The organism is bacterium (assembly GCA_040755755.1).
Classification (GTDB): domain Bacteria; phylum SZUA-182; class SZUA-182; order DTGQ01; family DTGQ01; genus DTGQ01.
In genome coordinates, this window is sequence record JBFLZW010000021.1 from 24,936 (window position 1) to 37,429 (window position 12,494).

Below are 12,494 nucleotides of genomic sequence, written 5' to 3' on the forward strand. Positions count from 1 at the left end.
ATGTAACTTATAAGTTAAGAAATTATATTTATGAGGCGGGATAGATGTTTCCTGGCTGGTTTTGGTATTGGCATTAGCATTGATGATCGTCATTCGGGCAATTCGGGTGCGCCCATTCTGGCTCCTGGCTCCTTTGCCTGAATCGGGCTTTCAGGTTCACCGGGCTAGATATAAGCTCTCAGGTATTGAGAATAATCCGCCAGCTCTCGTTCGAGAGTTCCCTGGGATATGATATCCATTTCAACTAATATTTCCCCGAGAAGAGGACGGGATTTTTGCTGGAGGTCAAGCAACCGCTTGACCTCTTCCTCTTTCAGATAACCAAGCTCAACTGCAATCGTTCCAAAGGTCTTTGGATTCTTATCCTGCTCATTGAGGATGTGAAAGACCTGCTTGACCGTAAGCATTTTTTCCTGAAGCGCTATTTTCTCGATAGCTGCCGTGCGCTCCTTTTGTAATCCCAAAGCATTAATCACTGTCTCCTCGGTGACAACGCCCCTATTAACCAAAAACTGACCAAACTTTAGCAATGGCTCTTGATTAATTTCCTTTTCTAATTCAGCCATAAATTTGTCTCCTTTCCTTCTTAATTATTATCGAGTAAAGGAAAGCTTGCCTTCGGCTTCCGGCACAAAGTGTACTCTCCTTACAGACAGCAATACAAAAGCACCTGGCCAACCTGCACATTTTTGAGCGGCCTTACCGACTATAATTGTCGAAGGGTCAAGGCAGCTTCAGATTTTCGGGGCCCAAGCGTTGAGCAGGCTCCTTTTCCTCCTCTCGAAAGATGTGCATAGGCGCATGGTATGAAGCTTGGCTGGGTGAGAAAACTGGATAATTTTGCATTTCACCAGCTCTGGGGCCGGGACATCAGCTCGCTTGGCAGGTTCAGGGTCTTTCTGATCAAATTGCTGAGGCTGATTTATGTGGCGGTGAAAAAGCTCACCGGGAGACAGCTTTCCCTCCAGGCAATGAGTCTGGTCTACACGACCCTCCTGTCTTTGGTTCCCTTGCTCGCGGTCAGTTTCTCGGTGCTGAAGTCATTTGGGGTGTATAACCAGATAGAGCCATTCCTGCGTAACTTTCTCGCCCCCTTCGGACCCAGGGCCGGGGAGGTGACCCAGAAAATTACCGAATTCGTGGCAAATATGAAAGTCGGTGTCCTTGGTACGGTCGGGCTGGCCACCTTAATTTACACCATCATATCCCTTCTCCAGAAAATCGAGAACGCCTTCAACTCCATATGGAAGGTCAGGCGGTCACGGAGCTTCCTCCGAAAGTTCAGCGACTATATGAGCGTTATCTCTATTGGTCCTCTCCTTGCTTTCTCGGCAATCAGTTCCATCGCCTCCTTCATCAGGACAACACCCTTTCAGAAGCTGGCTTCGCTGAAACCCATTGGCATGGTCTTTTATTTTACCGGCAGGCTGATTCCCTATTTTCTTATCAGCGCAGTCTTTACTTTTCTCTATATCTTCATACCCAATACCAAGGTGAGATTCAAATCGGCACTGGTGGGGGGCCTGCTGGCAGGCGGTCTCTGGGAGGGTGCCGGATGGGTCTTTGCATCGTTCACGGTATCGTCGACCAAATATGCGGCCATCTATTCCGGTCTGGCTATCATTATTCTTTTCATGATCTGGCTCTACCTCAGTTGGCGCATCGTTCTGATCGGTGCGGAGATTGCCTTTTACCATCAGTACCCGCTGATTCTCGGTGCGAATCAGGAGGCGCTTTTTGCCGACCACCGGTTCAGGGAAAAGCTCATCCTGACAATCATGTTCCTGATCGGCAACAGCTACTACCATAACACCCCTGCCTGGACGCTCAATTCGCTGGTGAATTATCTGCAGCTCCCGGTCGATCCCATTCAGGATATTCTGACCATTCTGGAGACAAAGGGGCTGGTTATTGAAGTTAACGATGGTCCACACATCTTTTTGCCAGCCAGGGATATCGAAACCATAACCCTGAAAGAGCTGCTCGGCTCGGTCAGAATGATTGGCCATGATCAGGACAGCCTTTTTTCTGTCAGCGAGGTTGACCGGATCATCGGTGATATCGACCAGGCCATCGGGAAGGCGATCGGCGAGGGGACCATCAAGGACCTTGTTCTTGGCAGCCAGCCGTAGGGTACTTATAAGGAAAAAGAAAAAGGACACCACTGAGACACTGAGACACAGAGAAAAACACAGGAAATGAGCAAAAGTGCAGGGAGCGAGAGCGTTAGAGAGTGAAGAGTGAGAGCCTGGGAGGGTGAAAAACGCTTTGACTTTGAAGGATGCTTGGTATCAACTAGCCCTAAAGTCCTCGGTAGATTTCCCGACGATGACCGATTTTTACGATCAGGATTATTAGCTCATTACTTCGCACGGTATAGATAACCCGGTAATCTCCTGTTCTGATCCGGTAAAGGTCATGCTCATTGGTGAGTTTCTTTGTATCGGGCGGATATGGATTTTCCGCTAAGGCATTAATCCGGTTTTTAATGCGGACCTGATCCTTTTTGGGGATATCCTTGAATTGGCGGGCAGCACCCGGAGAAAATTCTATTGTGTAAGCCACTATAACCCCTGTTCAGCTTTTATTTGTTCCCAGGGAATAGTTCCCTTTTCCTTCACTTCTTCCAGGGCCTCTTTGGCATCTTCAATGTCAATCTGATCTTCAAGTTTCTCCAAAAGCTCCAGGTCTGCAATGGAAACTACAGCGGCCAGGTTTTTTCCCCGACGATGAAGGATAACCCTTTCTTCTTTATAAGCCACGCGGTTGAGGATGTCTGCAAAATGGTCACGGGCTTTACTGGCAGATAAGCGAGTCATAATAAAATCCTCCCTCTTGTACGAATTGTGTATCTTGTACAAGGATACTATACTTCCTTGGACCTTGTCAAGTGTACATCCGGCCAATAATACCCTCACCTGTGTTTTTCTCTGTATCTCTGTGTCTCTGTGGTTTCCTTGTTTTTCTTGCCTTTATGGTCATGTCACCCCTTCTCCCCGGTCTTGGGTCCTGCCGAAGTCATCGTCAAAGCGGACGATGTCATCCTCTTCAAGGTAGTGCCCCAGTTGTACCTCGATGATATGGAGCGGGATTTTGCCGGGGTTTTCAAGGCGGTGCGGGGTGGTCTTGGAAATATAGGCCGACTGGTTCTCCTCCAGGAAGAAGGTTTGACTGCCATTGGTGATTTTGGCTGTTCCCCGCACAACCACCCAGTGCTCACTGCGGTGGTAGTGCATTTGATGGGACAGTTTGGCACCCGGATAAACGATGATCCGCTTGATTCTGGTGTCGCCTTTCTCCTCCAGGGTGGTATAGGTGCCCCAGGGGCGGTAAACCGTGGTGTGGGCCTGATATTCCCTGCGGCCTTTGGATTTCAGTTCATTGACGATTGATTTCACGTCCTGGCTTTTTTCAAGGTCTGAGATAAACACCGTATCGGGGGTTTCGACCACTACCATATTCTCAAGGCCGTTGGCAACGACCAGCCTGCCGTGACCCTTGATGAGGCAGTTTTTTGTCTCCCTGACGATGACATCTCCTTCGACCACATTCTGATTATCATCCTTGGGCAGAAAATCATAGAGGGATTTCCAGGAGCCGATATCACTCCAGCCAAAATCAGAGGGCAGGACCACTCCGCGCCCGGTTTTTTCCATAATGGCGTAATCGATGGAGATATCGGGTAACTGCTGGTAGCGTTCCCGAAGCTGGCCATCTTCGGCATTCATCAATTCCCGCATGCTCTTGAGAAGAGCGGGCTGGAAGGTCTCGAATTCCTCCAGGATCACTGAAGCCTTGAAGGCAAACATGCCGCTGTTCCAGTAGAAATTGCCGGCCTCGACATAATGCCGGGCTGTTTTTTCGTCCGGCTTTTCCACAAACCTCCTGACAACCAGGGCATCTTCTCCTTCGAGTTTTTGTGCTCCTTCGATGTACCCATAGCCTGTTTCCGGGTAATTGGGTTTGATGCCAAAGGTGACCAGATGGTCTTTTCCGGCAAGTCTGATGGCTGCCTGCAATTTCGCCTGAAAGCTTGCCAGGTCATTGATGACATGGTCGGCAGGCAGAATCAGCAGAATGGCATCCGCTTCTGTCTGTAAAATGGTCAGGGCGGCCAGAAGAATTGCCGGTGCGGTATTTCGCCCGCACGGCTCGGTGATGACCTTGTTGTCAGGCGGTATATCGATGGCTTTCAGATGCCGTTTGATTTCATAATAGTGTTCGATGCCGCAGACGATGCGCACTCTGTCCGGGGAAAGGAGTGGAAAGAGCCTTTTGATGGTGCCCTGGATCAATGAATCAGCCCCGACCAGGCTGACGAGCTGTTTGGGAAAAAGCTGGCGTGAAATCGGCCACAGCCTCGAGCCAGTGCCTCCGGCCAATAAAACTGGATAGACCTTTATTTCCTGCTCATGCATGCACGTATGACTCCTTCTCTATTATTATTTCAAGAACTTTCCTCACTGTGAAGCACTACTGCGCTGGCAGGTGCAACGACCAGGGAGACGGAAGCGATTTCTCCCTCCTGTGGCACGCCGCTGTCGAGGCGGACATCCCTCCACTTTCCTTCGGGCAGGAGGAAGGTGGCTGCCCCGCTCGTGCTTCCGTTTATCAGGACCAGAATCTTTGACCAGGATTCCCCGCTCAGGCCGCTGCCGTCGATGGAATAGACGATTTGCTCAGGAACCGGAGCAGTGGCCTGCACCCGGCTGTAGATCCTTTCGGCATTGCCCAGCCGGAAGGCCGGATGCTGCTTGCGAAGGGTGATGACCCCCTTGAGGTAGTGGAAAATATCAGCATGGATGGTCTTGAGGTGCCAGTCGATCCGGTTGATCGAATCAGGCTGATTGTAAGTATTGGCGATATGCTGCTTGGTGCGATAGAGGTCCATGCCGCAGTAAAGAAAAGGGATGCCCTGGGCAAGAAGGACCAGCAAACCCGCCAGTTTGACCATCCTCTTGCGGCTGTTTTCATCCATATTGGCCGATAGTTCAAGTTTATCCCTCAGCACCAGATCATCGTGACAGGTGACATAATTGATGGTTTCATCGGGATCCTGGGCAAAATCCTCGATCGATCCCCGTAATCCCCGGCAGATGGAGGCGGCGATATCGATGGAGGAATGCCCCTGAATGAAGGATGGGTCCGGACCATTTGGCGACCCCTTGATGGCATTGCGAAAATGGTCGTTGAACACCCCGTAACCCCGGCCTTTTTGCCTCCCCTTCTCGTTGATCACCGCAAGAGGAGATGGCCCGGCGGCCCAGGGTTCCCCGTAGATCAGGATAGTCGGATGAATGGCGTGCAACTCCGCCGCAACCCTGGTCATGGTTTCAACATCGATCAGGCCCATGAGGTCGAAGCGAAAACCGTCAATGTGGTATTCCTGGATCCAGAATTTCACCGAGTCGAGTAACAGCTTCCGGGCCATGGGATAGGTCGTGTTAAATTCATTCCCTGTCCCGGAGCCGTTGGAGATTTTTCCTTCTTCGTCCATCCGGTGATAATAGTAGGGCACAACCTGATCGAAGGGAGCCCGGCTGTCGTAGTGATTATAGACAACATCCATAATGACCCGAAGGCCGGATTTATGCATATCCTTGATCATCTGCTTAAGCTCTCTGATTGCGGTTTCATCGGCCGCATTACTGGCATAGGTTGCCGCCTCAGGCGAGAAAAAAAGGGTCGGCATATAACCCCAGTTATAATGGGGAAACTGTTGAAACTGCTCCCGGCCTATCCAACTGGTGAAGCTCATGACGGGCATGATCTGGACATGGGTCACTCCCAGCTCAAGCAGATGGTCAAGCCCTGTTCTGACCTGCTCCGGTCCCCTGGTCCCGGTTTCGGCAAGTCCGGTATACAGCCCCTTGTTCTTTACCCCTGAGTTGGCGGCAATGGTAAGCTCCCGCAGGTGAAGCTCATAAATGACGGCATCCTCCGGTTTGATAAATCCGTCTTCCGGTATTACCTCCCGGAACGCAGGCCGGTGGTCCTCTTCCCATCTGAGCTGCCGGTTGATTTCCTCAAAGTCGACAATTTTCCCCCGCGACGGCCCGACAGCAATCATCTCAGCCCAGGGATCAACGATTTCTTTTTCTCTGCCTTCCTGGTCAGTCAAACGAAGCATATAAAAGGCATCCTTCCAGTCTCCGGCATGGCTCCCCTGAAAGACGCCATGCTCGTCCCTGGTCAGGGGAACTTCAATTCCCGTGCGGTCATCAAATGACCTGAAGAGCATGACCCGCATCTGTTGTACGTCAGTAAAAGGGAAATGGAAGAACAGCGCCTGCGGGGTATATGACACACCCCGGTCGGATGAAGGTGCATGCTCCGGAACGGTCAGAATTCCTCTGGTCTGTGAGCAGGCACAGCGGCAATAGGGATCCATGACCTCGGACAGTTTTCCGTAGCAGGTCAGACGGAAAGTATAGTACTGCCCTTTCAGATCTCCCGGCACGGTCACGCTGAAGATCCCGTTTGTCTGCGAAATCCACCTGCCGCTCAGGTCGCCGGTCATAGGCACCTCACTGGCCTGATCGGACCACAGGTCCGGGTACAGGAGCACTGAAACGGCTTCGGCCATGGGAGCGAAGACCTTGAAGGTAGTAGCCTCCGGACTATACGTAACACCAAGGTTATTACCGTCATAAAAGAACCGGGGTTCGGCCAGAATCTTCCTGGGGATGACCTTTTTATCCTTGTCCAGATAATACTCCTGGCGGATATCCAGGTCCTTCTCCAGCTCAATGGCTAATTTTCTGGTCTGGAGACCCAGGAGGAGCAGGGGGGGATCAGCTATTCCCGGCACCCAGCCGTGGTCCGGGTTATCGAGTGTCTCTTTAAATTTGAACTGGATGGAGCCATCATGGGGAAATCCGTAAACGATCAGTTCATAATATCTTTCCTGCTCATTCCACCACATCTTCCATCGCGGGTCTCCTTCACCATGCTGCCAGTTATTATGATTGCCCAGAACAAAAATGCTCCTCGGACCTTCGAGCCGCTCCTCTGCCGGGTCTCCCTGAGAAGATGGATCATAGATAAAGTGCACTGCTCCATTTTCCAGGATCTCATAGCCATCTTTCCGCGGATTAAACGAGGTTTTCTGACCAAGGAGGTTTGTGTTCCTGACCGTAGAGATAGGAAAGATCGTCCCTCCCCGCTCACGCAGAGAAAACGATACAGCCTTCAACTCCCCCTTTTCATCCGAGACTATCGGGGCCGAGAGATTGACGATAATGGTTCTTGGATCATCGGCAAAGGCAGCGACAACATTGATTTTGATTTCGGGAGGCACATAATAGATATTCGGGTCATTTTCCAGCAGCCAGATCTCCGTCGGTATCGGTCTGGCGATCTCAATGAATCTGGTTTCTTCTTTTCCTCTATCCCACCGGTCCCTGCTCTTTTTAATCAAAATGCCCACCCTGGCTGAGCTCCCCAGCTTCTGGCAGTCTATGCGGCTGAAAACACCATAGTCATCATGCCCCACAAATTCGAACAGAGCTCCGTGCCTGCCTTCCAGCCACATCCACAGATACCAGTCATCATAACAGCCATCGTAGCGGTGGTAATGGATAGTCAAGCAGGAACAGGAGGTGGTTAGTTGGATCATAGCATTGTCCTCCCCCTTAGAGTTTTTGTGAGATTGTGAGATCAGGTCTATTCGGCTTTTCCCCGCCTTTCCCTTTACGGCTCAAAAGAAATTATCGGTTTGAAGGTATCAATTTCAGCTTTTCCACTGACCACTGACCACTGACCACTGACCACTGACCACTGATCACTGATCACTGATCACTGATCACTGGCCACTGATTTAACTCGAAAATCCAGCCGGACCGATGTCGGGTCGATGTATTCCAGTTGGATGCCGGCAGGCAGGCTGATATCCTCTCTGGACAGATAAAAAGTGCGCCTTCCCCATTGGGCCAGGGCGACGTTTAAATCGACCCGAAGGTCCTCAGATTTCAGTGAGGCAACCAGTTTGCGGGTGCCTTTGATGAATATTTTGGCCTTTTTGGGAGGAGAGGTCAATTCCATATTGGCAGGGACGTTTTTATACTCGATGGGCACGATCATATCGAGAGAGTAGTTCTGCTGCCCGGCCAGGAGGGCCCAGAAGAAAAAAACCAGGCAGAAGGCAGCCACTTTCCTGGGCCAGTGGTCCAGAATTGTCCGGGAGATGAAATCCTGGACTGACAGTTTCTCCTTCTTTCTTTTTTGGGTCAGATGCTCGACAATCAGGGTGCTCAGGATTTTGGCGTCCGGAACTCTTTTTATCTGGCCGTATTGAACTGTGGATACATGCCCCCTTTCCTCGGAAACAACAACGATAAACGCATCGCACTGCTCTGACAGCCCCAGAGAGGCCCGGTGCCGTGAGCCGTACCGGGTGGGCAGGTTGGCTTTTTCCGTCATGGGCAGGAATCCGGACACCAGTCTGATCCGGTCTCCATCGATGAGGATGGCTCCATCATGGATGGGAGAGGATTTCTGGAAGATGCTCAGCAAAATGGGCTCGCTGATTTCTCCGTTGAAGGCAATTCCATCCCGGATCAGGTGCTGCAAATCATCTTTTTGCTGAAACACGATGATCGCACCCGTCCTCTCTCCGGCCATCCGGAAGACAGCCTGGCTGATGGTTTCGACCATGGAGGGATCATGGGCTACACCCTTTTTTTCCGGCAGCAGGTTCAGCGGATTGACCCGCTCCAGTACCTCGCGGATTTCGGGCTGGAAAACGATGATGATCAGAACGATCAATACCTGCCAGAAAACCTGAAAGACCCAGGTGGAGAGAAAAAGCCCGCAGGATCTCACCAGGGTGTAAATTCCCCCAAGGCCCATTAAGCCGATGAGAATCCGGAAAGCTTTGGTTTTGTGGAACAGACTGTATAACTGATAGGCAATAAAGGTAATCAATAAAATGTCGATAAGATCCAGCAATTTGAAGTTCATTAATAAATTGACCATGAGACAGTGTATACCATACCTTCCGATTTTATGATATTATCAATGAGCTTGGCACTGCATTTCGAGCCGATAAAAACCTGATGAAAATAACTGATGAGGTGTCTGTGCAGTATCATGAAGATAAAATTTCGCTCGGTAAAAGCATTTCTGATTATCTTTCTTGTTCTCGTCTGCCTTATCGATCCTGCTTCGGCGGATGCTCCTTACGGGCAAGAGATCAAAAAAGACCAGGAAATTCAAAAACTTCAGCAGGATATAGCATCCCTGGAAGATGTTTTAAAGCTACTCTCCGATGAGAAACAAAGAAGCGCCTCGATCAGTCAGATCGAGAGCCTGCTGGCTGCCAAAAGAGAGAGCCTGGCGCAGAAAACCGGTGCCGCTCCCATTACCAGACATGGCGGTCCTCTCAATTTTATCCAATTATTCCAGAATGTCAAAAAAAATTTATCTCATCTCGACTTACTCAAGAGAAAGGTCGGTCATCTGTCGGAGGACTACGGCCGGATCAAAGAGTATCTTTCCAACCGGGAGGTCAGGCTCAGGCTGCTTGATACCGGTCTGAAGCTTGTGCTGTTCTTCGTTTTCGGGGTCATCTTATGGCTTCTTTCCCAAAAATTAACCCAAAAATGGAAGGCTTCCTGCCAAAGAAGGGATAAGGCTTCCCTTTCCGGAAAGTTGAGAGCCCTGTCATTTCACCTTTTTCTCAAGACCTATCCCCTGGTCATTCTTTTCCTGCTGGCCTGGGGGCTCTTGAGCCTCCTCTTTTCAGAAACGACTGTCTCGGCTGCCCTCACGGTCCTCGGTGCATGGTTTGGCTGCCGCTTCTTCAAAAATCTCTGCCGCCTGGTCGTCTCCCCGCAAGAGGAGGAAGACCGGTTATTTCACCTTGAGGATTCTCTGACCAGGTACATCCTTGACTGGTGCCGCCGGATTCTCTTCCTGAGCCTGTGGGCCTTCATTCTGGTCAGAGTGAGCGCCCTGCTTGGTCTTGAGCAGATGTCGGCCGCTTTTTTCAAAATCTATAAGGCGGGCATGCTGATAGCCCTGACCATTATTCTGACCCGGTGGAGAGAGAGCATCCGCAGGCGGTTTTCCTTTACCGTGGAAGAGAAAGACCCTGCCTGGAAGATAAAGGTGAAAAACGCCTATAACCAGGCGCTGGGGAAGGCCTATCTGGTGCTGATTATTTACTTTTCCGGAATCCTTATGCTCGATCTTCTGGGCTATGAGCAGGCTGCACAGATTTCCCTGTATGCCACCATGAAAAGTATTCTGGTTATTGCTCTGGCCGTTCTGGTCAGGATCTTCTGGGGCAGGCTCTTTCAGAAGATCTCGATCCTGGGCAGGCAGCATGCTCAGCGTTATCCCGATCTGGAAAAGCAGATTAACCAATATATTGTCTGGATCAGCCGCCTTGTCCGGCTGTCGATAATCATCCTGACCCTGCTGATAATCATGACCATCTGGAAACTCGATATCTTCGGATTCCTGGCCCGTCACTCAGCCCATCTCTTCCGGCTTGTCCGTATTCCGTCTCTTGTTCTGACGGCGATTATTTTAATTCAGATCATCGCCTTCGTGATTCAAAAAGCTGCCAGGCGGGTCGCTGAAACAAGGATTCAGAAGGGGGAAGGCCCTCCTGTCGAGGTCGAAAAACAGATGAAAACCATCGTCGGAATGCTCCATAAGACTGCCGCGGTTTTTATCTGGTCGGTTACGGGAACCATGATACTCAAGGAGCTTGGATTTTCCATCGGCCCCCTTCTGGCCGGTGCCGGAGTCGCCGGTCTGGCTGTGGGCTTCGGGGCCCAGAATCTGGTGCGGGATATTCTCAGCGGGCTTTTTATCATCGTGGAGAATCAGGTCAGGGTGGGGGATGTGGCCATTCTCAACGGGACCGGCGGCCTGGTCGAAGCGGTAAACCTGCGTACTACGGTCCTGCGGGGCCTTGATGGAACGGTCCATATTTTCCCCAATGGGACCATCACTACGGTCTCCAATATGACCCACGGCTTTGCTTACTATGTGTTCGATATTGGCATATCTTACAAGGAGGATGTAGACCAGGTGTTTGCCGCTCTCCGGGAGGTTGGCGACCAGATCGCCCAGGAGGAGCCTTACCGCTCCATGATCCTGGAACCACTTGAAATTCTTGGCCTGGACAGGCTCGATGATTCATCCATGCTCGTCAAGGCCAGGATCAAAACCCTGCCGATCAAACAATGGGATGTAGGCCGGGAGATGAACCGCAGAATCAAGAAGCGGTTCGATCAGGAGGGCATCGAGATTCCCTTCCCCCACCGCACCATCTACTTCGGGGAGAAAAGCAAGCCCATCGATATCAATATCAGAAATGCGGAGGATATCGGAGTTAAAGGGCGGGGGGAAAAGCAGGGGGAGCAGGGTGGCCAGGGGATGCAGGGAGGTAAGTTAAGGGAGCTTATCCGGGTGATAGTCAGAGAAATACTGGCTGAGGAGAAAGGGCGGAAGTAGAGGGATATCTGGGGTGAGATTTAAGATTAATACCTTCTGGCACTACGGGATCAGGGGCTTCCAGTTCACCATGGCGTGATCTTCGGATCGTATGCTACAGGGAAATTTCACCAATGGAGCGACATCGATGTTATCGTTATATCACCCCAGTTCGACAAGGTATTTCAACGGAAGGATATAGATATAGATCTGTTGTGGCGTACAACAGCCAGGACCGATAACCGGATTGAACCCATACCCTGCGGCGAGCAGCAATGGGAGAAAGATGATTCCACCCCTATTATCGAAATTGCACGGCGTGAAGGCGTGCTGGTAGAGCTTTGTGAGGTTGCTGGGACAAATTCCAATAAGTAAGTAATGTTATTTTTCAGTTCCTCAGCAATTTCCTCAGCAGTAACCTGGAAGGGAGAAACCTTGAAACGCGAGAGAGCCACGAGAAAATCATGCCTGCTTACACCGGCAATCTCAGCCGCTTTGGATTGAGAGATCATCTCCACTTCATACCACTTAACCGCTGCGGCAAGGCGAAGCTCTTTGATAAAGGCATCCGGGCTGAGCTTGAGCGCCGAAAAAGCTCCTTCCGGCAAGTCAATGGTTACTCGGACTGACATGATGTCCTCCTGGGATAGATTTGTAAATTTTGGCTTTCCTCCTTCGGTAAATCCTGCAACCAGGCAACTCTCTCCCCGTCCTGTATCTTCGTACTACTTAGAGCCGAAAAGTCCTGGGAGACCAAGCCATTATTGGAGTCATCCCCACTTTTCGGATAGGTACTTAGCAGGAATGGCACTTACATAAGAGTTGGTATTTCTCCCACAGAGGCGCAGAGACGCAGAGGATATCATTGGAAAGTAAAAAGCAGGAGTAAAATAAATTCCTTTCGCTCTCATTTATTAGGCACCATCCCTGTGGTAAGATAGGGCTGATCAAATATGTCAGCCATTATGTCAGCCATCGGATTCATTCTCTGTCATTCCCGCGTAGGCAGGAATGACGGGATTGGAGGCTTTTGAGAGGTATTTGGT

9 protein-coding genes and 1 pseudogene are annotated in these 12,494 nt (G+C 50.6%); 3 read left to right on the forward strand and 7 right to left on the reverse strand.

The annotated features are described in order from the left end of the window. Nucleotides 1–164: 164 nt before the first annotated feature. A complete protein-coding gene (locus AB1611_07350; GenBank protein ID MEW6379408.1) occupies nucleotides 165–566 on the reverse strand; it encodes a hypothetical protein in 402 nt (133 codons plus the stop codon). A 240-nt stretch (nucleotides 567–806) separates the two neighbouring features. Between AB1611_07350 and AB1611_07355 the strand changes: the two genes are divergently transcribed. Next, nucleotides 807–2,132 carry a YhjD/YihY/BrkB family envelope integrity protein gene (locus AB1611_07355; protein MEW6379409.1) on the forward strand — a complete coding sequence of 442 codons (1,326 nt, stop codon included), beginning with the start codon at nucleotides 807–809 and terminating at the stop codon, nucleotides 2,130–2,132. Nucleotides 2,133–2,301: 169 nt separating this feature from the next. Here AB1611_07355 and AB1611_07360 read toward each other — a convergent pair whose 3' ends face one another. The 5 genes from AB1611_07360 to AB1611_07380 all read right to left on the reverse strand — a co-directional run bounded on the left by AB1611_07360 (nucleotide 2,302) and on the right by AB1611_07380 (nucleotide 8,961). Beyond that, nucleotides 2,302–2,565 carry a type II toxin-antitoxin system RelE/ParE family toxin gene (locus AB1611_07360; protein MEW6379410.1) on the reverse strand — a complete coding sequence of 88 codons (264 nt, stop codon included), beginning with the start codon at nucleotides 2,563–2,565 and terminating at the stop codon, nucleotides 2,302–2,304. Beyond that, complete coding sequence (locus AB1611_07365; GenBank protein MEW6379411.1) at nucleotides 2,565–2,819, reverse strand: type II toxin-antitoxin system prevent-host-death family antitoxin; 255 nt, start codon at nucleotides 2,817–2,819, stop codon at nucleotides 2,565–2,567. Before AB1611_07365 ends, AB1611_07360 begins: the two co-directional genes overlap by 1 nt. A gap of 159 nt (nucleotides 2,820–2,978) precedes the next feature. Then, complete coding sequence (locus AB1611_07370; protein MEW6379412.1) at nucleotides 2,979–4,418, reverse strand: mannose-1-phosphate guanylyltransferase/mannose-6-phosphate isomerase; 1,440 nt, start codon at nucleotides 4,416–4,418, stop codon at nucleotides 2,979–2,981. A 29-nt stretch (nucleotides 4,419–4,447) separates the two neighbouring features. Then, a complete protein-coding gene (gene pulA / locus AB1611_07375) occupies nucleotides 4,448–7,618 on the reverse strand; it encodes a type I pullulanase (GenBank protein MEW6379413.1) in 3,171 nt (1,056 codons plus the stop codon). Between the two features lie 179 nt (nucleotides 7,619–7,797). Next, nucleotides 7,798–8,961: a diadenylate cyclase gene (locus tag AB1611_07380; GenBank protein ID MEW6379414.1), complete on the reverse strand. Its 1,164-nt coding sequence runs from the start codon at nucleotides 8,959–8,961 to the stop codon at nucleotides 7,798–7,800. A gap of 129 nt (nucleotides 8,962–9,090) precedes the next feature. Between AB1611_07380 and AB1611_07385 the strand changes: the two genes are divergently transcribed. Beyond that, the gene (locus tag AB1611_07385; protein MEW6379415.1) at nucleotides 9,091–11,469 is read left to right on the forward strand and encodes a mechanosensitive ion channel domain-containing protein; all 2,379 of its coding nucleotides are present in this window, start codon (nucleotides 9,091–9,093) and stop codon (nucleotides 11,467–11,469) included. Between the two features lie 75 nt (nucleotides 11,470–11,544). Beyond that, nucleotides 11,545–11,823 carry a nucleotidyltransferase domain-containing protein gene (locus AB1611_07390; GenBank protein MEW6379416.1) on the forward strand — a complete coding sequence of 93 codons (279 nt, stop codon included), beginning with the start codon at nucleotides 11,545–11,547 and terminating at the stop codon, nucleotides 11,821–11,823. A gap of 14 nt (nucleotides 11,824–11,837) precedes the next feature. On the opposite strand, the pseudogene AB1611_07395 reads toward AB1611_07390, so the two are convergent. After that, nucleotides 11,838–12,080 (reverse strand): annotated as a pseudogene (locus tag AB1611_07395) (UPF0175 family protein). Nucleotides 12,081–12,494: the final 414 nt, after the last annotated feature.

What these genes read in the sequence shown, in the direction of transcription:
- AB1611_07380 (MEW6379414.1), bottom strand. Translation starts at nt 8,961, where the DNA reads ATGAACTTCAAATTGCTGGATCTTATCGACATTTTATTGATTACCTTT.
- pulA (MEW6379413.1), bottom strand. Translation starts at nt 7,618, where the DNA reads ATGATCCAACTAACCACCTCCTGTTCCTGCTTGACTATCCATTACCAC.
- AB1611_07385 (MEW6379415.1), top strand. Translation starts at nt 9,091, where the DNA reads ATGAAGATAAAATTTCGCTCGGTAAAAGCATTTCTGATTATCTTTCTT.
- AB1611_07370 (MEW6379412.1), bottom strand. Translation starts at nt 4,418, where the DNA reads ATGCATGAGCAGGAAATAAAGGTCTATCCAGTTTTATTGGCCGGAGGC.
- AB1611_07350 (MEW6379408.1), bottom strand. Translation starts at nt 566, where the DNA reads ATGGCTGAATTAGAAAAGGAAATTAATCAAGAGCCATTGCTAAAGTTT.
- AB1611_07355 (MEW6379409.1), top strand. Translation starts at nt 807, where the DNA reads ATGAAGCTTGGCTGGGTGAGAAAACTGGATAATTTTGCATTTCACCAG.
- AB1611_07365 (MEW6379411.1), bottom strand. Translation starts at nt 2,819, where the DNA reads ATGACTCGCTTATCTGCCAGTAAAGCCCGTGACCATTTTGCAGACATC.